The organism is Pseudomonas sp. gcc21 (genome assembly GCF_012844345.1).
Lineage (GTDB): Bacteria > Pseudomonadota > Gammaproteobacteria > Pseudomonadales > Pseudomonadaceae > Halopseudomonas.
In genome coordinates this window covers 884,637-904,634 of sequence record NZ_CP051625.1, presented here as the reverse complement: position 1 = coordinate 904,634, position 19,998 = coordinate 884,637, and the positions used below count along the sequence as shown (strand labels likewise).

The 19,998-nt window shown below is 61.3% G+C and carries 21 protein-coding genes; all 21 read right to left on the bottom strand.

Annotated elements, in window-relative coordinates:
* Positions 1-5: 5 nt before the first annotated feature.
* Positions 6-1,136 (bottom strand): LamG-like jellyroll fold domain-containing protein, encoded by a 1,131-nt coding sequence (locus HG264_RS04360; protein WP_169406514.1) that lies wholly within the window; start codon positions 1,134-1,136, stop codon positions 6-8.
* Complete coding sequence (locus tag HG264_RS04355) at positions 1,136-2,710, bottom strand: hypothetical protein (RefSeq protein ID WP_169406513.1); 1,575 nt, start codon at positions 2,708-2,710, stop codon at positions 1,136-1,138. The genes HG264_RS04360 and HG264_RS04355 overlap by 1 nt, the downstream gene beginning before the upstream one ends.
* Before the next feature lies 1 nt (position 2,711).
* Positions 2,712-4,721: a hypothetical protein gene (locus HG264_RS04350; RefSeq protein WP_169406512.1), complete on the bottom strand. Its 2,010-nt coding sequence runs from the start codon at positions 4,719-4,721 to the stop codon at positions 2,712-2,714.
* Between the two features lie 41 nt (positions 4,722-4,762).
* Positions 4,763-5,182, bottom strand: coding sequence for a hypothetical protein (locus HG264_RS04345; protein WP_256663770.1), 420 nt, complete (start codon positions 5,180-5,182; stop codon positions 4,763-4,765).
* A complete protein-coding gene (locus HG264_RS04340; RefSeq protein WP_169406511.1) occupies positions 5,182-8,490 on the bottom strand; it encodes a tape measure protein in 3,309 nt (1,102 codons plus the stop codon). The genes HG264_RS04345 and HG264_RS04340 overlap by 1 nt, the downstream gene beginning before the upstream one ends.
* Before the next feature lie 61 nt (positions 8,491-8,551).
* A complete protein-coding gene (locus HG264_RS18790) occupies positions 8,552-9,025 on the bottom strand; it encodes a DUF4124 domain-containing protein (RefSeq protein ID WP_169406510.1) in 474 nt (157 codons plus the stop codon).
* A 5-nt stretch (positions 9,026-9,030) separates the two neighbouring features.
* The gene (locus HG264_RS04330; RefSeq protein ID WP_169406509.1) at positions 9,031-9,345 is read right to left on the bottom strand and encodes a hypothetical protein; all 315 of its coding nucleotides are present in this window, start codon (positions 9,343-9,345) and stop codon (positions 9,031-9,033) included.
* A gap of 56 nt (positions 9,346-9,401) precedes the next feature.
* Positions 9,402-10,160: a hypothetical protein gene (locus HG264_RS04325; RefSeq protein ID WP_169406508.1), complete on the bottom strand. Its 759-nt coding sequence runs from the start codon at positions 10,158-10,160 to the stop codon at positions 9,402-9,404.
* A 14-nt stretch (positions 10,161-10,174) separates the two neighbouring features.
* A complete protein-coding gene (locus HG264_RS04320; protein WP_169406507.1) occupies positions 10,175-10,363 on the bottom strand; it encodes a glycogen branching protein in 189 nt (62 codons plus the stop codon).
* 12 nt (positions 10,364-10,375) lie between these two features.
* Positions 10,376-10,813 carry a hypothetical protein gene (locus HG264_RS04315; RefSeq protein WP_169406506.1) on the bottom strand — a complete coding sequence of 146 codons (438 nt, stop codon included), beginning with the start codon at positions 10,811-10,813 and terminating at the stop codon, positions 10,376-10,378.
* 10 nt (positions 10,814-10,823) lie between these two features.
* Entirely contained in the window at positions 10,824-11,141 is a 318-nt protein-coding gene (locus HG264_RS04310; RefSeq protein ID WP_256663769.1) for a hypothetical protein, read from the bottom strand.
* On the bottom strand, positions 11,141-11,455 hold the full coding sequence (locus HG264_RS04305; protein ID WP_169406505.1) for a capsid cement protein: 315 nt from the start codon (positions 11,453-11,455) through the stop codon (positions 11,141-11,143). Before HG264_RS04305 ends, HG264_RS04310 begins: the two co-directional genes overlap by 1 nt.
* A gap of 70 nt (positions 11,456-11,525) precedes the next feature.
* Positions 11,526-13,580, bottom strand: a complete 2,055-nt coding sequence (locus HG264_RS04300; protein WP_218573041.1) for a ClpP-like prohead protease/major capsid protein fusion protein — start codon at positions 13,578-13,580, stop codon at positions 11,526-11,528.
* Positions 13,561-15,189 carry a phage portal protein gene (locus tag HG264_RS04295; protein WP_169406504.1) on the bottom strand — a complete coding sequence of 543 codons (1,629 nt, stop codon included), beginning with the start codon at positions 15,187-15,189 and terminating at the stop codon, positions 13,561-13,563. Before HG264_RS04295 ends, HG264_RS04300 begins: the two co-directional genes overlap by 20 nt.
* Positions 15,186-15,404 (bottom strand): primosomal replication protein PriB/PriC domain protein, encoded by a 219-nt coding sequence (locus HG264_RS04290; protein WP_169406503.1) that lies wholly within the window; start codon positions 15,402-15,404, stop codon positions 15,186-15,188. Before HG264_RS04290 ends, HG264_RS04295 begins: the two co-directional genes overlap by 4 nt.
* Positions 15,395-17,365, bottom strand: a complete 1,971-nt coding sequence (locus tag HG264_RS04285; protein ID WP_169406502.1) for a phage terminase large subunit family protein — start codon at positions 17,363-17,365, stop codon at positions 15,395-15,397. Before HG264_RS04285 ends, HG264_RS04290 begins: the two co-directional genes overlap by 10 nt.
* Positions 17,337-17,879 carry a terminase small subunit gene (locus tag HG264_RS04280; RefSeq protein ID WP_169406501.1) on the bottom strand — a complete coding sequence of 181 codons (543 nt, stop codon included), beginning with the start codon at positions 17,877-17,879 and terminating at the stop codon, positions 17,337-17,339. The genes HG264_RS04285 and HG264_RS04280 overlap by 29 nt, the downstream gene beginning before the upstream one ends.
* A 132-nt stretch (positions 17,880-18,011) precedes the next feature.
* The gene (locus HG264_RS04275) at positions 18,012-18,746 is read right to left on the bottom strand and encodes a hypothetical protein (RefSeq protein ID WP_169406500.1); all 735 of its coding nucleotides are present in this window, start codon (positions 18,744-18,746) and stop codon (positions 18,012-18,014) included.
* Positions 18,743-19,204: a lysis protein gene (locus tag HG264_RS04270; protein WP_169406499.1), complete on the bottom strand. Its 462-nt coding sequence runs from the start codon at positions 19,202-19,204 to the stop codon at positions 18,743-18,745. Before HG264_RS04270 ends, HG264_RS04275 begins: the two co-directional genes overlap by 4 nt.
* Complete coding sequence (locus HG264_RS04265) at positions 19,125-19,661, bottom strand: lysozyme (RefSeq protein ID WP_169406498.1); 537 nt, start codon at positions 19,659-19,661, stop codon at positions 19,125-19,127. Before HG264_RS04265 ends, HG264_RS04270 begins: the two co-directional genes overlap by 80 nt.
* Positions 19,658-19,864, bottom strand: coding sequence for a hypothetical protein (locus tag HG264_RS04260; protein WP_169406497.1), 207 nt, complete (start codon positions 19,862-19,864; stop codon positions 19,658-19,660). The genes HG264_RS04265 and HG264_RS04260 overlap by 4 nt, the downstream gene beginning before the upstream one ends.
* Between the last annotated feature and the right edge of the window lie 134 nt (positions 19,865-19,998).

Genomic DNA, 19,998 nt, shown 5'->3' with positions numbered 1-19,998 from the left:
TTGGGTTAGAGAGGCGGGCCTACGTTGGGGAATGGTACGGTTTGTGGTGTGAAGTCTTCGGTATAGCGAGCGATGCCTTTAGTGATACGGAATTCATCGAACTTAGCGGAAGCGCCCCACCTGCTAGATCTGTATGAAGGCATGTACATCATGCCAATGGAAAAAGGCTGGGATGTGTTTTTCCATCCAGTCGAAAACTCCACCTCAATAACCATTAACCCATTAATGAATACTCTATGGTGAGCCCCATCAAAAGTGTGCGCTAGGTGGTATCTCGTAAAGAGTTCAAAAAGAAGATCGTCAGACTGAGCTGACGGATGGGAACTATGTCCTCCACGAAGATCAAGCCATATATTAGTTCCATTTAGCAGACTGAGCCCGTATTCACCGTAGGAACCATCGGAGGGCTGCCCCCATAAGGCGCTTCTCTCTCGGGCTGGCCCGGGAAGGGACGTAAACATCACTGTTGTTTCAATAGTAAACGGTGCAAGGGGATCGTTTATGGGATTAATGGTGCTACATCCGTCATCCGGCCCATCGCATAACAAGCTGCCACTGCCGTAGATTGGGCCGGCGCTTGTTATACTTGCAGCACCATCAAAGCTCCACGCTAGCCCCTTCTCGTCGCTCAAACCCTCGTCAAAATGCAACAACGCCACCACGTTATCCCAATGCGGATCAAACTCCTTCTCCTCCCACTCAATATCACTTACCGGCCCATGCGCTATCGGCTGGTAGTGCCTGATCGCCTGCAGCATCGCCGTGCCCACCGGCTGCGGAATCCCGGCACGGGCGTTCCACCAGTCGGGTTCGGCAGCGGGCAGCGCTCCCGGTTGGGTAACCTGGTACATCCAACCTACAAATTGAGTTGGCCGGATGAGGTCGCCGTAGGCTACCGCCATGCCTGGTGCAAAAGGACGACCCCAATCGTCTATGGCCACTGCATAGATGCGGCTGGTTGGCAGGCCGGTGATGGGTAGCGTGGCGACACCCTCGGCGTTGCTTGCACCTGCACCACACACCCGCCACTCCCCATCAGCCGGGAGCTCAATGGCCACCACCCGACGCGATGCCGGGAGATCTTCTACGCGAACGGTCGCTGTTAGCGTGCCGAACCACAGGTCTGTTTCAGCCATCAGTCTGCATCCCCGCGAATCTGTATCTTGAACTGGTCGTCATCCACCGAGCCCTGGCCGCTGACGACGGTGCGTACTATCCACTGTGGCCCCAAACATGCATCGGTGTTGAACCGCACGGCGTTGCCCGAAGCCCAGCCGGTGCCCCAGCCTGCAGCCCGAATAACGAAGTACGGCACGCTGGTGGCGGGGTTGATGGGTGAGCAGTCGGTGCTGATGTTGCCGGTGGTGATCACGCCGAGCTTTTCTTCTACAACGTTAAAGCTGCTTGCGCTGGTAAAGATGATTGCCCATTTGCCGGCGATCGCGCCCATGTTGGTGATTTCCAGCGGGTAGTTCAGCTGGTTGTATTGCGCGGTGGTGCTGTTGCCCAGCGGGGTGTCGCCCCAGTTGGGGGAACCCTGGTTCCAGGTGGATTGCGTGAACCAGCGATACACCCGCGCTTGCAGATCGCCCCAGGTCACAGCGCTGCTGACGAAGGTTTCGTTGGCGGGCAAGTCCCAGGGCAGTGGCGAGCCGAAGCTGATGGCGCCGCTGATCTGCACTTCAGTGCAGACGGTCATGTGTTCTACCCGATCGCGGATGGTCAGCGGTGGCGTGAGCGGGTTGCCTTCGGCGTCTTCGCTCAGTACCGGATCTGCCCAGGTGAGCGTGCCGAGCTCGCGATCTGTCGTGTATTGGTCCGGGCGCATGGCGATGCCGTTGGCGTCGACCACTTCGATAGCGGCCTGATATTCCCGCTCAAGCTGTACTGTCTGCCCTGCTGCGGGTACCACTTGGGTTTCGGTGGTGTGGTGGATCACTAGCACGTCACCGTCACGGTAGATGGGCACGCGGCCGTCAGCTGGCAGGCGCACCGGGTCCAGGCCCAGCAAATCGGCGGACATCGGCAGGCTGGTTTGCACCACGGCGTTATAGGTCACCAGCACGGCGATCACCGGGACGGATGCCGCGCCGGTTATGTCTTCCGGGTCGGTGGTGAAGCGCAGGCGGACGATACCGCTCTGGATATCCACCGTGCCGTGGATGATGCCGCCGCCGGTGACGTTGCCGTTTAGGTCAGCGGTACCGGTAACGATGGCGCTGTTGTCGGCGCGCACTACGGTCAGCTGCAAGCTGGCCGGGCGCAGCGGCGCACCGGGTGTGCGGAAGACCACCTCTGTGGTGCTGAATCCGCCCGCCTCTGTCAGGCACGCCAGACGGTTGACCGCACCGCCCTGCGCTGCAGGGTAGCTTTGCAACGTGGCAACGCCGGTACTGTAGTCAATCGCACCCACGGCGGTACCGGCGTTGGTCGCGGTACTGATCGCGCGGAACAGTACGCCGGAGCGGTCAATGTAGGTCTCGCCGCCCCACTGGAATATCAGGCTACCAGGCACGATCGGGTTTGCTACGCCCGGCAGCAGATCGATCTGCAGCTGGGGCGCGGCGACGCTGTCGGTTTGCGGTTCGTAGGTCGCGCCGGCGGATTGCGCGCGGACCATGAGCGTGCCGCCGAACATCTCCTGTCGCTGAACCGGCGTCGTGACCGTGCGCGGGACTGAACGGTATTGCTTGCCTGCCACTATGGCCATGTTAAACCTCGATCAGATCGTATTTGACGTCGTATTCGGCGTAGTCGTACAGCTGCTCGACCTTCAGGCTGAATGCGCCGGTGCTGTAGTTGATACTGCCGGTGTAGCCCTGCCAGTTGCCGGCGCCGTCGTCATTGGCTTCATGCTCGACGGTGACCGTGCCGGTATAAGTACCGCCACTGGTGCCCACTGCAGAGGGAACAAGCGCCGTGCGCTGGCACTGCCAGCGGATGTTCACGCTGCCGGGCTCCAGGGGCGCGCCGGCGATGGTGCCGCTGACGATGCCGCCGGTGTCCGGGCTGGCGGTCATGGGTGTGTCGATGTCATGCCCGGCGCGTTCATAAGCAAACTGGACCGTGCTGCCGGCGTCCGGGGTTGCAGTTAGCAGCAGGCTGACTTCACCTGTTGCATATACGATTCGGCCGGTACCGGGCTCGCCGGTCAGTGTTCCGTCGCCGTTATCCGTCAATGGCTTGGCCGAGCCGCCCATGGTGACGGTAGTCGCAAGGCTTCCGGGCTGGATGCCGTCGTGCGGCAAGCGATGCTCAACGCGTATTTCCGGTGCGCTACCGCTGCCCACATGGGTTTGCAGGTTGTTATCCAGCTGGCCGATGTAGCTGTAAATCAGGCTGGTACCGACATCCGGCAAGGCGTTCAAGCTGACGCTGACCGAGCCGCTGGCAAAGTCCACGGTGCCACTGCCCTCGCCTGTCAGTTCGCCGTTCCCCTGGTCGCGTAGCTCGTACCATTTGCCCAGCGCCATGAAGCTGACCGACAGCGTGCCGGGGCGTGGTTTGGCGTTTGCCAGGTTCAGCGTGTAGGCAAAGCCGCGGCTGCCCAGTGTGATATCGATCTCGCCAGTGATGGCCTGGCCGCTGATGGCTGTCGCCGGCCGATAGTTTACGGATGCGCTGCCGGTAAAGGTCGAACTGCGGAAGGCGTTGATCTCGCCAGACTCATAATCAACGGTGATGCGGCTGAAGCTGTTGCTACCGCTGCGGTGCGTCAGCTCACCTTTGCCGTCGTCAGCATAGATGCCGCCGCTGATGCTCAGCTCCACCGATAACTGAAACGCTCCGGTGGTAAGAAACGCCCGGCTTTGGCCAGACGTGACCTGGGTGAAGCTCAGCGTCAGGGAACGACTATCAGGCGTGCTGGGTACTAGATATCGGGCGCGGGCGCCGCCGCTCTGGTTGGTTAGCGCGCTTTCACGCGTGGCGCTGGGCACTAGCTGTGAGTACACAGAATCCACTACGACCGTCATATCACCCGAAAGCGCCGGCTGCGCCAATTGGCTGATGCCGTAATAGCGCGCGGAGTCGGCAACTTCGGTGGCTCGAACCTTGGATTTGTCCTCGCCAGACAGGTTCTTCTCCGAGGTCCCGGCCGGTGTGACCTGCCCGCCCGGATAGAGGGTGGTCAGCGGGCTAGTGATGCCGAGAGTCAGCCGGCGGCGGGTGATAGTAATGAAGTTGCCGCCGCCGTAATCAATGATGAACTCCTCTTCACTGCCTTCCACCGACCCGATGCGGACATACTGATTCACTAAGCCATGCACAAGCTGGTACACCTCCCCAATTTCAGGCAGGCGCGCTTCAAGTCTCTGGATCCCCGTGATTGTTCGCTGCCCCGCGTATTGATCGCCCAGCAACTCGAACTGCGCAATGGTGCTGGGCACCACATAGCCCTCGATCACCGACCGCGCATCCACCCGCTCGTCAGTCTGGCTGCCCGTGTTGAACAGCAGCACCGACACGCGGGGGTCAGCCGGGCCCTTGGTGATGATCGAATGCACGCCCAAATAAGGATCGGCGTTATCAGTCATCACGCCGGCGAAGGTCTTGCGCAGGCTGATACGACCCAGGGTGCGGTCAAGGCGGCTGATATCGGGAAACAGGTTGTTCACTTCGCCATCGGTTACCGCGTCACCGGTGGCGCGGCCGCCACCGTCTTCCTCGTCGGTCAGGCGCTGGGATTTGAGCAGCTTTACGTCTTCGACGTTAATCGTCATGCAATCTCTCCGGCATTAAAAACCCCGCTCGGTGGCGGGGCTCAGGGTTCTGGGTCGGGCTCGGGCTCGGGCGGCGGGGCCACGGTGAGCAGTCGCAGATTGATCAGGTAATCGCTGTCGGGCGTTGGGTACGCTTCGCGGAACAGGGGCTCAGCTGTCAGCGGTGCGCCGTTGCTGCGATTGAAGATCACGTGAAACTGCCTGCCGTCTGCCAGGGTCAGCTGCATGATCCGTCCCGGCTCGTCGCGCATGGCCTCCAGCTGGCGAACCACTGACAGGGGCGTCCAGACGCCGCCATTGCTGCGCAGCTCAATCTCTCTGCCGTGCAGCTTCACGCCGTGCTGCACCAGCAGCGCCCCGGTGATGGAGCGCTCCTGTGTCTGCGCCACCGCGTCATGGTCGAACTCGTTGACCCACTGCAGTTGATCGTCCAGCTGCACATCGTCCAGGGTGATGTACATCAAATGGTCCTCAGTCCGGATTGTTCAAGAATGCTCAGCAGCTGGTCTTCCTGCCCGGGCGGCACGCTCACATCGACCGCACTGCCCCGCGCTGTCTCCAGGCGGATGATGGTGGCGGGTGCCGGTGTGGGTGCTGTGGTGCCGGGCGCTGTGGCCTGTGTGGGTTCGCGTCGGTTCTGTCTGGCTTCCTGCTCCCGTACGCGCGCGGTTTCCGATTCAACGGATCTGAGCAGGACCAAGGCTTCGTTGATATTGGATGCTGCGCTACCGTCCCCAGCGGCGCGGGCTTCGGCCAGTTGGGCCTGCAGGTCACGCCGGCGGCTGGCCATGCGGCGGCGCTCGATCGCTTCTTCATTGCCGCGCAGCTTGTCCAGTTCATCGCGCAAACTGTCCACGGTGCTGCGCGTACTGTCGCCCAAGGACTTCATGCGCTGTTCGGCGCTGGCGATGGCGCTATCAAGCTGTCCCAGGTCGGACTGGTCGAGCAGGTCGAGACTGCCTTTCAACGACATTGCCTGAGTGCGGAAGCCAGCAAGGCTGGTTGCGCCGCTTTCGTAGCGCTCCATCAGCTCCTGCAGGGACAGTTTCTGTTTCAGGTATTCCTTGCGGATCTGCTGGCTCTGGCTGATGTTCTCCGATGCCCACTTGGCCCACGGCCCGCGCATGACGTTGGCCAGCTCGCGCTGGGTCTCGCCCATGGCTTCGTCCAGATGCTTGAGTGATTCGCGGGTGGCCTCGACGCCGCTGGTGTCGATGGTCATATCCGCATTGCTGATATCGTTCATCGAGTCGAACGCGGCCAGCGCTTGCTTGCTGAGCGCGGCCAGCGGTTCGCGGGCTGCGGTCATGACTGAATCGACGTAGCCGCCCCAGGCGTTCATTTCCTGTGCGCGTTCGGCGGCAGCCGCGCTGGCCTCGCTCGCCGCCTGTTGCTCGGCGGCCTTCTTTTCGTTCAGCGCCTTGGTGACGTAGTCGATCTGGCCAGCCAGTGAACGCTCGGACTTGCCATGCTCGTCGGTCGCCTTCTTGACTTCGGCCTTCTGCTTTTCCAGCTCCGCCAGGGCCTGCTTGTATTCATCGGCGGTCAGCTTGCCGTCGCCGTACATCTTGCGGATGGCAGAGCTCAGCTTGGTGATATCAACATCTGTCTGCGCGGTACCAATCGCATTCTGCACATCAGCGAAGCTTTCAAGGCTTTTAACCAGTTCATTGATACCGACGTTGGCGGCGGTCGATGAAGTGCCAAGCTTCTTGATGCGGTCGTTGGTTAGGATCAAGCCAGTGTTGTATTCCTCCTGACTGATGGTGCCGTCGCGGTAGGCTTTGTGCAGGGCATCTTTCAGGCCGTCGAGCTGGTCGACCGTTTCCGCGGCATCGATCAGCTTCATGGCGTTAGCCATGTCGACAATCGCGGCCTTGCCGGTAGCGGCAGCGTCTACTGCGCTTTTGGCGAAGCGTGCGTTGAGCTCTTCAACCTTGGCGGCGGTCGCTTCTGCTGCGGCCAGTTTTTCCTGTTCCGCATCCTTCGCGGCGTCGGCGCCAGCTTTGCTGGTCTTCTTCTGGTGATCGGCTGTGATATCCCAGGCGTTGCGGATGTCCTGGCCATCTTGCTCGATCTGCGCTACGAACCCATCGCGCATACCGTTCAACGCTTCGCGGGCGCTCTTCACGCTCGCGTGAATCTTCTCGCCGCCAAGCAAGTCCGGGATCTTGGCGGAGACGGCTTCGACTGCGCCAAGCATCAGCCCCATGGTGCCGGTGAAGGCAGCGCCGATGCCCGATATCCCAGCCGTCAGGCCGTTGAACAGGGTGCGGAACGGGGCGACGAACAATTGCACCCTGGTGCGGGTTTCGTCGATCTTGGTGCCGAACTGATTCAGCCAGGCTGCACTGTCGTCTGACAGCTGTTTGAAATCGACCGCCCCCAGTTCCTTGGCAAACTCTTCGACTTTCTCAATGCCCTGCACAAACGCATTGCTCAGCGCCTGTGCCAGGTTGTCCAGCGTGCCGTCCTGATCCATGCGATCGATCTGATCGGCAAGACCGGTCATACGCTCCTTGACCTCATCCATGGCGCCGGAATCAGCAATGCGGTCAAGGAATTCAGCGGCGCTGTTGCGCAGCAGGTTCATTTTGCCGGTGAGCGTTTCCAGCCCCGCAGCGGCTGCGCCATCAGCCGTGCGGCCGATCTCGTCAATCAGCAGCTTGACGGCATCGCGGCCCAGCAAGCCCTTGGCTGCCATGTCCTGCAGCTGAGCGGTGGTTTTGCCCATGGCCTTTTCCAGCAACGGCCAGACGACCACACCGCGTTCGGTGAGCTGCAGCACCTCTTCCTGCTGAATCTTTTCCTTGGCCCACATCTGACCGAGCGCGCCGGTAATGCCCTGCAGGCGCTCCATGCCGCCGCCAAGCTGTACGGATTTATCCGTAATGGCTTGCAGGCTGCCGTCCATGGGGTCGAGGCCGTACGCCTTGAGCAAGGCGAAGGCTTCGGTTACATCCGGGATCAGCTGGCCGGTCTGCTTGGCGAAGTCACTGATCCATGCCGTGGCCTTCTCGCCCTCTGCGACCGAGCCCATCAGGCCGGTGATGCGCAACTGCATCTGCTCGAAGTCGCTGCCGGTTTCAAGCATCGAGCGGATGCCGTCACGCACCAGGTTCAGCCCGCCCTGCACCAGGCGCATGGCAGCGTTCAGCGATACATAGGCAGCAGCGAAACCCAGCACGCGCTTGCCGGCTGAATTCATCGCCTCCTTGGCGGAGTCAACGCGGGTCTTGTGCTCGGCAGCGGCGCGGCCAGCCGCACGCTGCTGGCGTTCCAGTTCGCGGAGCTGCTTGGTGTTGCCGGTTACGGCGGTCTTGGCCCTGTCGACTTCGGCGGCCAGGCGCTTCTCTTCTTCGGACAGGTTGCGGGTGTCTATGCCTGCGGCCTGCGCAGCCGCTTCCATCTCCTTGGTCTGAGCGGTCAGGCGGTCCAGCTCACGCGCAGCTTTTGCGGCTTCACGTTCTGCGCTGCGCAGCGATACGGTCAGGCCTTTGCTGGCAGGGTTCTTTTCCAGCTCATCCTGCAACGAGGTGATGCGCTTTTCGGTGCGGTCAAGGGTGGTCTGTGCCCGCTCGGCAGCGGCGCTGGTGTTCTTCAGCCCTAGCGCAAGCCCCTGCGCACCTTTGGCGTTGTCCAACGCTGCAGTCAGCTCCTTGCCTTCGGCGCTGACCTTTTGCAGGGCCTCTGCCGCCTTCTTCGCCTCGGGCGACAGCTCGTCCTTGCCGCGTAGAACAAACTGAATCAGGCGGTCTTTAATGGACATTCGAAGAACTCCAGGCAATAAAAAACCCCGCCGGAGCGAGGTTGGTTGAATCACATGAATGCTAATTCCAGGAGGTTACACAGCCATCTTCAACGTATAGATATTGATGGCCAGGATAAACCCACTGGTCTGCCCCATGTGAACTGCGATTGATTTTCACAGGCTTGCCCCACGACCGGATTGCCTGATCGGTTGTCATGCCTGGGAAAATCTGTTTCTTAACGATCGCTGTTCTAACTGTCTGATCGCTTACGGCGCTGCAGCCGTTTCCTCCACCGACAACCGTAACCGCAGCCCGATCTTTTAGCTGATGCTTCGCCTGCTCAGACGAGCGGGTCGTATCGGCCCACGGTACATAATCGCTTCCTCCGCTTGGAGGATCATTCCTGACAGATAACTTGCCGCCAACAGATCCGTCAGGACACGCCTGCTGACTAAATATGGTTTGCCCGTTTGGTCCTTCGCAACGAAACACTGTCTGAGACGTAACACCGCTGCTGAAAAACACTAAAGCGACCGCCGCAATTCGAAGCATCTTCATCATTCCCTTGCTATATACCAGCCAGTCACACACCCGTGCTGACCAAACGTCACTACCTGGTCTCCTGCTGGATTCCAGTATTCCCATTCATCGCCACCTGGGTAGCGCTGACGGATCTTTGTGGGCTCGCCCCACACTCGCTGGACGTCCGCTGCTTTCATTCCCACCTTGATGATCTGTTTGATCTGAAAGGTACGAATGTCAGAGCTGCTGTAGTTAATACAGCCTGCGTCTTGCGCTGCTGCAGCTTGCGAGGCCAGACCGATGCATACGGTGGCCAGGGAAATGCTCAGCTTTCGAAGTAGTGGAATCATGGCTCCCTCCTGTCCATGCAAGGGAACCATAACCTGCCTACTGGCACAGCGCCAGATTAACTGCCTTTGTGCACAAGCTCCATGGCGCAGAACTTACTGATGCCCGGGTCAGTGACCAGGTCATCGGCCAGCAGTTCGACGGGTGCTTCGAGGCGCAGGTACTCGGTACCGAATACCGGCAGCTCGGAGATCAGGCCGAACTTGGCGCGGCGGGCGCGGACGCTGAAGGGCTCCCCGCTTTGCGCGTCGTTGAGGCCGGCTACGTAGATTTCCAGCTCTACCTGTCCGGCTGTGAGCATCTGCACCACGCTGGCGGGCAACGGGGTGTAGCTGGCCGTTACGCCTGCAGGAGTGAACTTGCTGGCATCCTTGACGATGATGCCGTGGGGCACCAGCTGATAGTCCACGCCGGCAACCAATGGCACGACAGGATCACCCACTGCATTGATGGTGACGGTCTCGTCAGTATCGGGCAGCGTGGCGAAGGGGATCAGCTCGCCGGCGATGCCTTCACACACCAGCGGCTCGTCAGTGATGGCGGCTGCTTCGGTAACCTGAATGGTACCGCGCACGACGCGGGCCAGGTTGGTGGGTGTGAGGTCATACATGCCGATAGTCGCGGTGACATCGGTCACGCTTTCGCGCACGTTGCGGTTACCGCCACCGCCCCGGTAGTTCGGCAATGTGGTGCGGTTGGTGGCGTACGAAACGCTGAAGGTGTCGCAGTTGCCGATATCCAGCAGTGCAGCCTGGGATTGATAGGTGCGGGCGTAGATGGTGCCCTCACCGACAAACGAACGGTCGATCTGTGCCATGGGTGGCAGCTCCTTTACTTGCTTTTAGCTTCAGCCGGCGCAGGCTCGGCAGCGGGTTTGTCGGCCTTGGGCTTGGCGATAAAGCCGTGGGCCTGGGCAAAAGTGACGGCACCCGGTGACAGGTCTTGCACGCCCTTTTTGTAGTGCACAGTGGTGCCGCCCGCGGCGTAGTTGAACGCCTGGGTTACGTTGTGTTTAGGCATGACTGCCTCCGGTTATTTAAGGGGTTGGATGTAGGTGATCTGCAGGGGCATGACGTGCGCGGACCAGCGCTGACCGGGGCCGGCCAGCATGGGGGTTTCCGGCTGAAAGGCTGCGGTCTGTACACCGCTGATCCGGATGCCGGCACTGACGCCTGCCAGCGCGCACTTGATCGCCAGCCGCGCGCCACGCAATGCCGTGCCGGCATGCCGGGTACGGGTGATGGGCGTGATGTTGAGCGTCAGACGCTCGCGAACACTCCCTTGCCCTGCCCGCTCGATCTCTTCGGTAATGCCCGGCTGCACAATAATGAAGCGATCAGGCAGCGAGGTATCATCGGCATCGATGATGCGCATCACGTTGTCCTCTTCCACCAGCGCGCCAAAGTCTGGCACGGCTGCAAGGCGGTCGAGAATGTCGGTGATGATCTGGTGTTGCATGTCGGTGGGCATGTCAGGGCACCTATGGCACGACGTAGAAGGTGATCATGTGGCCATCGTCAGCGGCGATGCCGTCGATGTGCAGTGTTGCCCCATCCACGATAAAGCCGCCCTTGCGGTCCAATGGCTGCACCAGGCTGCGCAGAACGGTGATGGTCACGGCACGGTCTACCATGCCGCTGGCCATATCGATCCGCTCTACGTCCCGGTCCACCATCAGCGCCAGCTGCTCAGCCAGAACGGTCCCGTTTCGGTCAACGTAAGTGCCAGCCGAATCGGCCAGCTGTGTGCTGCCGACGCGGTGCAGGCGCTCTAGGGCGCGACCGAAGCGGGGGCGCATCAGTTGCTCAGCAACAGATCAGCGGTGCCGTTGGCTTCGGCGGTAACCAGCTTGCCGCAGGCGATTGCGCCTTCGGTTGACGCTGCGACTACTTCACCTTCCAGCAAGCCTACAGCAGCGCCGGCTGTGAGGCCGGTTGCGGCTGAGACGGACCAGACACCACCAGTATGAGCGGCGAAGGATTCGCCAGCGGCTGCGGTTGCAACGGCAACGACTACCAGCGCGCCGATGGCATAGATGCCGCCAGACATTACGCCGCCAGCGGGTGCGGTCATGGTTAGGACGCTGCCGTCCTGCTTGTAATTCTTGGCCATGTGGGGAATTCCTCGATTGGCATAAACAGAAAACCCCGCCGGAGCGGGGTTTGATCAGGTCAAGCGGCTATTACGCGCCGGGCATCTTGAGCATGGTGCGGTGGCTCAACGGTGCCACGCCGGCATCGATGCGCACCTTGAACGCTGCGCCGTCGACGGTGAAGCCCTGCGTCTGCTCCAGGTACGGCTTGTCGTTACCGTCCAGATACGCCACCTCGATGGTGTCGTACATGGACTGGTCCGCCGTCATGTAGCTGGTGGTCGGGCTGTGGTCATCCAGACGTGGGTCAGAGATAACCTGCAGCTTGCTGCGCACCGGGTTCGGCACCTTGGCATCAGCCAGGGCCGGGTCAAACTCGGCAGCCAGTAGCGCAATGGCGGTCGGCTCCAGCGCCACTGGAGTCAGCAAGTACTTGGGACGGATGTCCAGAGTCGCCTTGCCGTCCTTCTGGGTGCGCATCTTCTGCATGCCCGCGCCAATGTTGGCGATAGACAGCGCAGCAGCCGCCAGCTGGTTCTTGTGGTCAGCATGGAACAGCGTTTTGCCGTCGGCCATCTGTGGGTTGCCGGTCAGGACTGCATAGACCAGATCGCCCACGGTGCGGATGGCCGCGCGGCCCATCAGTTGCGGAATCCGCGTCAGTGCAGACAGGTCGTCATTGATGACCGCCTGACGAGTGATGCTGAACAGCTTGCCGTAGGTGGCCAGCATGATCTGCTCGCCAGTATCGCCCACAGTGCCGTACTTGTATTCAGCACCCTCCGGCACTACGTCGAGGCTCGGGAAGGTGGACAGATCCACGCGCTTGGAGGCGCGGAAGTCGGTCAGCGTGCCCTTGGCAGTCCACTCTGTGAAAGTCTCTGCCGATTCCAGGAAGCCTTTCAGCATGGCTTTATGCGCCACGTCTGCCAGCAAATTGCCGAAATCCGAGCTGGAGTGAGTGAATGCCAGGCCTACCACGCCAAGGCGATCCATACCGGCGATGCCGATTCCGCGGTGGCTCAGCGAAGCGCGTGCGAGCTCGCCAAGGCTCATGCCGGAGAACTGGTTGCCCGACTCCAGGGTGGCCATCATGGCGCGTGCTTCGATCGCGTTGCGTACCGAGTCGCCGATGATGTTGCCGTTGCCCGCGTGAATGATCACGTTCGGGTTGGTCGACGCTTCGGAGGGCGTGGTGTTCTCGCCCAGCTTGGCCAGCAGCTTGTCCTTGGCTTGATCTGCGGTGACGTTCATGTCGAGCAGGCAGGCGTTGAGCAATTCTGCATGGCTGGTGCCGAACCCGCCGAACGCGGCGGTGATGCCTTCGCGGCGGGTGGTTTCCTGTGCCTGCAGGCGTGCCTTGATGTCCGCCTCAGATGCGGCAGCGGCCGGCGTCTGGGTAGCGGGCGCAACAGGCGCAGCAGGGGTTGGGGTGGCAGCCGGTGGCGTAGTGTTACCTTGCGCGCGGGGCTGCATCAGGGCTTTTAGAGCTTCGGGCATGTGGTCAAACTCCTGCATGCGTTTTGAGGACAGTTGTGCAGCCGCTTGCAGCGGCTCGGTGATTTGGTCGGCAAAGCCGGCCTCGACGGCCTCACGGCCAGTCATCCAGGTCTCGCTCTTGAGCAAGGCCTTGATGTCTTCTTCGGGTTTTCCTGTTTTGGTGACGTAGGCAGAAATCAGCGTGCTTTCGACTTTATCCAGCAGCTCGGCGTAGCGGCGCATATCGTCCGCATCGCCGCCCTGAATGCCCCAGGGCTTGTGCACCATCATCATGGCGTTTTCGGGCATGTAGATGGTGTCGGCAGCCATGGCAATAACGGAGGCCATCGAAGCGGCCAGGCCGTCGATGTGCGCTTCAACCTTGGCCGGGTGATTCTTCAGCAGGTTGTAAATGGCGGTGCCTTCGAACACGTCGCCGCCGGGTGAGTGGATGCGCAGGCTGATCAGTGACAGGTCACCCAGAGCCTTGAGGTCCCGGGCGAACTGCTGCGCGGTGATACCCCACATACCGATCTCGTCATACAGCAGCACTTCGGCTTGCCCTTTGGCGATGGCCTTGAGGCTGTACCAGCTCTGCTGCGGTTTGTTGGTTGCAGTCAGCGCGGCCATTGGCGCCAGCAGCGTCTCACTCTTCAGTTTGCGCATTGGCGCCTCCTTCTGTGGAAAATTCCGGACCCGGTACCGCCAGATTGCCGCCGGCCTGGTTGACCAGGGCGCGGGCCTCTTCCGGTGTGATCATCTTGCCGACGCCGAGATAGACCTTTTGCACCGCTTCCACGGGGCTCATGCCTTCCTTGCGTGCGGCGTGGTAGGCGTCGGAACTGAACACCAGATCCTCGGCCCGGTTGGTCTTGATCTCAGCCACGCGTGAGCGCTTGAGCTCCTGCGGGTTGCGGCCGCGTGCGCGGGCGACTTCGGCTTCATCAGCGAAGCCTGCTTTCACCAGAATCTCCCAGGCGTCCGCCTCTTTCTTCGGATCGATCCATGGCATGACCGGGCCCTGGTAGACAGCGCCAAAGATGGTGCGCGGGTCCACGTCGGCGGGCACCTGGATCTGTCTGGATGCGATGGCAATGGACAGCCATTCGCGGTAGACCGGGCGGCACCAATAGTCGATAAATTCATGCTGCAGCAGGTCGTAACCCAGATGCGCCTCGACCAGCTCCTGGCGCTGCGCGCTGTAGGTGCCGTCGTAGCTGCGGGCGATGGTCGAATACGCGCCGCGGGTACCGGCTGCGACGGCGCGGAGCTGTCCGTTGCGGAAGCCTTCAAGGAAGGGGTTGGGCCGGTTGCTTTCGATCATGCCGATGTCTTCGCCCGGCAACAGGGTGTCGATCACCATGCCGGGGCCGATCGGGAATGTGCGGTCCGTTGCTTGCGTGCCGGGCGTGTAGGCGTCCGGGTTGCCCTTCTTGATGTACATAGCCAGGGCGGCGCTGATGCGGGCGGCTACCCGCTCCGATTCCTCGTAATCCTTGATCTCGGCCAAGCGGATCAGCACCGCATGCAGTAGCGGAACGCCGCGGTTCTGGCCGATGCGTTTGCGGTGGGCAATGTGAATGACGCGGTCCGACTCGACCCGCTTGGTCGTGGTCGAGTCCATCCAGTAGCCCTGCATGTCGCCGGGGTGTTGCTTGTACAGGTGATACGCCCTCACCCGCCGCCATGCGTCGCGCTCGACCCCCTGCAGAATCCCTTTCGAAATCTCGCTGTAATCGAACGGCAGGTAATCTGGCTCAAGCAATTCCAGCGCAAAAGGGATGCTGGTCAGGTGCGTGTAGTTGGCTATGCGGCCCCGCAGCTTCTGTGCCAGGGCTTCACCGTCGCGCAACCAGGTGCGGCAGACCAGCCGCTCCATTTGCGGGCGGCTCAGTTCGCCGGAGGCTTCAGGGCGCAGCGACCATTCCGACCAGGCTGCTTTTATCTGCGCGGCGAACTCCAGATGTACATCGCCGGCGATATCCAGCGGCAGTGGTTCAACGCCGATGCCGGAACCGCCCACCACCCGCTCTTCGAGCCGGTCGAACAGACCAGTGACCAGGTCGTGGTTCTCGTCCAGCCAGCGGGCCTGCTCACGCAAGGATTTGCCGGCCAACTGGATGGCAAGGTCTGCACTGTGCGGCTCGCCCTTGGCTTTATGGGTGCGGCTGGGACGGGCTGCCTCGTAGGCGCGGATCGCCTCGCGGGCACCCAGCCGGGCGACAACCGCGCCAGGGGCGAAGGGCTCTATGATTCTATCGATTAGGTTCTTCATTCGAACGTCGCCAGGGAGTAACCGAACCGCCCGCCTTTGGTGGCTGCAGTCTCGGATGCAACGCGGCGCTCCCACTCTTGCTGGCCATCGCGGATCTGGTTTAGGTCAGCCATGGTCAATGTCCGACCGCCGAAGGTGACGCTGCGCCCTTCCAGCACAGCCATTTCGGCCTCGATGTATTTGTTGAGCATCTGCTGCGCTTGGGTCATAGCCATGAGCTTCCACTGTCGAGTTTCAGCCAGCCACTTGCTGCTGGCTGCTGTGTTGTTTGGGTTGGGGTTTTGCTGATCACTTCGGCTTCAACGGGCCTAGCGGCACTCAGTGCGAGTGCATCAAGGTCCAACCCGAAGCGTTGCTGACTGATACGCAGCGCTGCCAATGCGTACACGAAACAGTCCAATGCTTCGTTGCGCCGCCCGCCTGCGTCCCACCGATATACCCGCTGGCCCTTCTCGATCTTCAGGCGCTTGGTTTCGGCGGTGAGCTGTTTGAGCTCGTCCTCGTCGCAGATCTCGTTATTGGCTGGCAGGTGAATGACGCCCGGTTGCGGCACAGCCTGCAGCGCTATATCCGGTTGCTGCTTGAGCCGGTTGAAGATCAGTTCCTTGGCGTTGTCGGTGCCCACCTCGGTGAGGTACACGCGGCTGCCCTTGGTGCGGGTGCGCGGGAAGTTCGCAATGGGCTTGCCGTACACGTTGGCGCCCTTGATCGGGACGACCCATTGCACGCCATGCTTGCGGCTTTCGGCGTAGACCTCGTCGGTGTAGTGACCGCCTGAGTCCCAGCACCAGCGTTCAACCTTCATCTGGATGCCGTCGGCGCGGGTGTAGAGCTGGTGCAGCTTGAGCCCTACCTTGCGGCGCAGCTCGTCGCTTGCCGGGTCGCCGTTGAGAATCCAGCGATCCACCAGCCAGCATTCCTCACCCTGACCGAATGCCCAGACGCGGGCTTCGTAGCGGTCATCCTGCGTATCGATGCCGCCCATAAGCGCTACCGCCAGCAGTGGCACTTGCGGATAGTTCTCGCGCCGACCATACAGCTGCTCCCACTCGACCTTCTCGCCCTGGTCTTCTTCCCAGGTCTCGCCCAGCGTGGTGTTGGTGAAGGTCTTGAGCTTGCTGATGTCGCCCTTGGCTTTGTAGAAATCGAGAACGATACGGCCCCAGGTGGTGAACGGGCTGTAGGCGGTCCAGATGTGCCAGGTGATGCTGTCGGGCGTCGGTATCGGCTGGTCGTCGGTGTCGAAGTAATCGATCCCGTCGCGCGTCCAGATACCGGTCTTGTCGCAGATCCAGCGGCCAGCGGCGTGCTGGTCCTGCACTTCGTGCTGCTGAATGACGCAGCCGGTGTGCTCGCACACGTACCAGGCGTTCTGTGGCCGCTCGGGATCCCACTTGATGCCGTAGGCGCAATCCTTGCCGCCCCACTTCAGGTATTGCTCTTGCCGGCAGTGCGGGCACGGCACGTGCAACCGGAAGTAGTGCGGCGACTCGCTGGCGGCTGCCTCAATCTGGCAGGTGCCTTTGATCTTGGGCGTACTGCCCCGAATGGACTTGGGGAAGGTCGAGCCTTCAATCCGCTTGTCACCCAGGAAGGTCGGGCTGCCCTCTTTCTCTACGTCTGGCTCGAACGCTGCCAGCTCGTCATAAATAATCGTGTCAACGGACTTTTCGCGGTAGTTCTTCGCGGCCGCGCCACCCAGGCACCAGAGCTGCTTGGAGTGACTGAATCGCTTGGTGTCCAGCGTGTTGTCGCGGTGCTTCTTGCCGTGCCATGGAGCCAGGGCAAAGATGCTCGGCACGTCGCGAATCATCGTTTCAACGTGGGCCTTCATGAAGCCCTGCGCAGCGCCATCAGTCGGCAACAGCAGCAGGATGTTCCGGCGCTTGTGCTCGATCTGGTACGCGGACGCTGCCAGCAGCATCTTGGAGTAGCCAACCCGGGCGGACTTGATGACGTTGACCGTGCGGATCTCGTCATTGCCCATCGAATTGAGAATGGCAACCTGGAACGGCAGGGTCTCCCACCGCCCTTCCTGGTAGCTCGATTCGCTCGACAGGTAGAAGTTCTCGTCGGCCCACTCCACCGGCGTCATCGGGACTGGACGCGACAACGGCGTCAGCCCGGTCCGAATTGCTCCGGCAAGCTCAGTGATCTGTTGACTCGAGATATTCATCCATTAGTCCGGGCAGGCGTTCATCAAGGGTCGCCGCCCGGTTTCGTGCCTTGGCCAGCTCGCGCTGGACCGATTCGATGTGTCTGACCTCAAGGTCTGGGTGGCGACGCTTCAAAGTGAGCGGCAGCGTGTCGAGAATCGAACTGATCTCCGCTGCCACGCGGGACAACACGAAGGTCGCAAACCCGGTCGGCACCGACTTGCGCTCGGAAACTTCGTTCTTCAATTCCTGGCCTTTGGCCTGTGCAGAGGTGAGGCGCAATCGCTCCTGCACCAGCTTGGCCTCAGCCATGGGGTCAAGGTCGCCTTCCGGATCTGTCGGTTGGTGCTTCTCGCTCTGCAGGCTCAGCCGGTTTTCCACGACAGCATGTGCGGTGAAAAACGCTTCGCGGCCGATGCGCGCTACTGGCTCAACCCGCCATTTGTCGAAGGCCTGAACGGAAATCCCCAGGCTTGCGGCCATCTCTGACTTGTTGAGCCAGCCGCGCTGTTTGGTCGGTTCGGATTTGGCCATGATGAAACAACAACCTCGTCCTGAAAAAACCTCATATGAAGCTCGACACCGGGCCTCGAATAACCCTCAGTGGGGGTGGGGCCCGGGAGTACCTTTTGAAATTTTGCGAGGCAGGCGCGGAGCCAGGCCCCATCAGCCCAGAGCATCAGCAATAGCCCTGTCGATAGCGCTTTCAACCAATGCATCATTCTCGATGACCTTGCGTACAGTGCCGTGAAAGTCGAAGCGCGCCGCATAGTCCGGCTCGCTAACGAACAGCAATACCACTTGCATTGAGCTGCCCCGCCGCTCTCCTATACCTATCGGTGCGTCACCCCGGCTCAGCACAAAGAACGCTTGGCCGTGGCCCTTCTTCGAAGACTGTCGACTGCCTGTCGCGTTGTGGTCAGAGCCAGCCCGGTCCATTGCTCTGAGGCCGGACAGGATCTGCATCATGTGCCCGCGCGATATGTTGCCGTACGCATCGAGCCGAGCGCCTTTCCCCGGCGCAATGAACTTGCCGCCTGGCAGTATCCCTGCCTGCCGCAACCATCGCTCCGATGCCTTGACCTCACGCGGACCTCCATACACCTGCGGTGCAAACCAATCCTCCGGCGCCTGCCCCCCACTGCTGCCGCTCTTCTCGTCCTTCACCCAGACCGCAGCTTCTGGGTTGGATGGCTTGGCGTAGGTGATGCGGAATGCATTCAGCGTGAAAGGCGTGGGCCTGTCGAACACGCTCTGTGCCTGGCCGCGCAGCTCTTGCTCTGCGACCTTGACCGTTTCGTTCAGCGCCTGCGCAAGAGCGCGACCGGATCGGGCGGGCCCCAGCTGGTTGAGCGCCTGCATGGCGTCATCCAGATCAGTGACCTTCATGCTGGCTTTCATCTGCAGGTCTCGCGGATGTAGTCTTGCAGGCCTGTCAGCTTGGCGCGGTCCGCTGTCAGTTGCGCTCGTAGGGTGTGATAAGCCTCTCGAGCGTCTGCTGTGAGTTCAGGGGCGGCTCCATCATCCAGGCTGGTGGTGCTGGGGGTGTCGGACACTCTGGGGCAGCTGGCGTTGACGCGCAGCCCGACAGTGCCAGCAACAACAGCGGCACGGAGCTCATCATTCTCACGCTGCGCATCGTGCAACTCCCGGGTGTGCCGGGCATCAAGTGCCGCGGCATCAGTGATCAGTTCACGCTGCAAGCGCAGCGTGTTGGTCAGGCTGTTGGCCTTTGCTTCGGCACGCGACAGCTGATCGGTAACCTTGGCTATCGTTGCGCTATGGCGGTCGAGACGCCACCCCAGCAGCAGCGCTGCCAGTAGCAGCAGGCCGCACAGACTCAACAGGATTCGGTTCATTGCGCACCCCTTCAAGACACAGCTGGCGTTCAGCTTCACGCCGGCGTACAAGCCCGTTCAGCTTGCGACCTCCCGCGTATACCCAGCGCGGCAGCTCATTGCACGCACCGATCAGGTCGCCATTGCGGGCCTTGCGTACCAGCGTTGATCCCTGGAACGCACCGCTGCCCACGTTGTAAACAAAGCTGCCCAGCGCTGCGCGTGTCGCTGGTGGCAAGCCGGGCAACTGAGCATCAACGGTAGCCAGTGCATGGCCCAGATCAGCGAGCAACAAGGCTTCGCACTCCGCCTCGGTCATCACCTGGTCAAGTTCAGCCGTGGCTGTGTGCCCGTAGCACACCGTCGGGATGCCGACCGGGTCCAGATACCCAACCAGCTCGCGGCCTTCAAAATAGCCAACGATGGTCGCGGCAATGGCGGCTGAGCCAGCAATCAATGACTTCTGGACGATGTTCATTTCTTGCCCCATCCCCGGATCATTTCCCGATATTTGGGAACCAGCAGCACGATCTGCAGCACCATATACAGCGCCGTGGTCGCGTACGCGATGGAGGACCAGTCAACTGCGCCGGTTGCCCCTGTTGCAGCAACGACGATGCCGGGCGATGCCTTGGCGGCACCCAGCGCGGCGTCATGGGCGAGTTGAGCTGTATTGGACATCGGGATTCCTCCAGCCGAGGATCAGCGCCCTCCGCACAATAGAACCTGCCTCATCGGCAAGCGGTGTAAGACTGGCTCCGCGATACCGTGCTGCCTGCCGGGGAGCGAAGGTGCAGGCACGGGAGCCAGAAACA

Bases quoted from the DNA above. Each gene is read 5' to 3' on its own strand.
- HG264_RS04360 (WP_169406514.1), bottom strand. From the start codon at position 1,136: ATGGCTGAAACAGACCTGTGGTTCGGCACGCTAACAGCGACCGTTCGC.
- HG264_RS04355 (WP_169406513.1), bottom strand. From the start codon at position 2,710: ATGGCCATAGTGGCAGGCAAGCAATACCGTTCAGTCCCGCGCACGGTC.
- HG264_RS04350 (WP_169406512.1), bottom strand. From the start codon at position 4,721: ATGACGATTAACGTCGAAGACGTAAAGCTGCTCAAATCCCAGCGCCTG.
- HG264_RS04345 (WP_256663770.1), bottom strand. From the start codon at position 5,182: ATGTACATCACCCTGGACGATGTGCAGCTGGACGATCAACTGCAGTGG.
- HG264_RS04340 (WP_169406511.1), bottom strand. From the start codon at position 8,490: ATGTCCATTAAAGACCGCCTGATTCAGTTTGTTCTACGCGGCAAGGAC.
- HG264_RS18790 (WP_169406510.1), bottom strand. From the start codon at position 9,025: ATGCTTCGAATTGCGGCGGTCGCTTTAGTGTTTTTCAGCAGCGGTGTT.
- HG264_RS04330 (WP_169406509.1), bottom strand. From the start codon at position 9,345: ATGATTCCACTACTTCGAAAGCTGAGCATTTCCCTGGCCACCGTATGC.
- HG264_RS04325 (WP_169406508.1), bottom strand. From the start codon at position 10,160: ATGGCACAGATCGACCGTTCGTTTGTCGGTGAGGGCACCATCTACGCC.
- HG264_RS04320 (WP_169406507.1), bottom strand. From the start codon at position 10,363: ATGCCTAAACACAACGTAACCCAGGCGTTCAACTACGCCGCGGGCGGC.
- HG264_RS04315 (WP_169406506.1), bottom strand. From the start codon at position 10,813: ATGCCCACCGACATGCAACACCAGATCATCACCGACATTCTCGACCGC.
- HG264_RS04310 (WP_256663769.1), bottom strand. From the start codon at position 11,141: ATGCGCCCCCGCTTCGGTCGCGCCCTAGAGCGCCTGCACCGCGTCGGC.
- HG264_RS04305 (WP_169406505.1), bottom strand. From the start codon at position 11,455: ATGGCCAAGAATTACAAGCAGGACGGCAGCGTCCTAACCATGACCGCA.
- HG264_RS04300 (WP_218573041.1), bottom strand. From the start codon at position 13,580: ATGCGCAAACTGAAGAGTGAGACGCTGCTGGCGCCAATGGCCGCGCTG.
- HG264_RS04295 (WP_169406504.1), bottom strand. From the start codon at position 15,189: ATGAAGAACCTAATCGATAGAATCATAGAGCCCTTCGCCCCTGGCGCG.
- HG264_RS04290 (WP_169406503.1), bottom strand. From the start codon at position 15,404: ATGGCTATGACCCAAGCGCAGCAGATGCTCAACAAATACATCGAGGCC.
- HG264_RS04285 (WP_169406502.1), bottom strand. From the start codon at position 17,365: ATGAATATCTCGAGTCAACAGATCACTGAGCTTGCCGGAGCAATTCGG.
- HG264_RS04280 (WP_169406501.1), bottom strand. From the start codon at position 17,879: ATGGCCAAATCCGAACCGACCAAACAGCGCGGCTGGCTCAACAAGTCA.
- HG264_RS04275 (WP_169406500.1), bottom strand. From the start codon at position 18,746: ATGAAAGCCAGCATGAAGGTCACTGATCTGGATGACGCCATGCAGGCG.
- HG264_RS04270 (WP_169406499.1), bottom strand. From the start codon at position 19,204: ATGAACCGAATCCTGTTGAGTCTGTGCGGCCTGCTGCTACTGGCAGCG.
- HG264_RS04265 (WP_169406498.1), bottom strand. From the start codon at position 19,661: ATGAACATCGTCCAGAAGTCATTGATTGCTGGCTCAGCCGCCATTGCC.
- HG264_RS04260 (WP_169406497.1), bottom strand. From the start codon at position 19,864: ATGTCCAATACAGCTCAACTCGCCCATGACGCCGCGCTGGGTGCCGCC.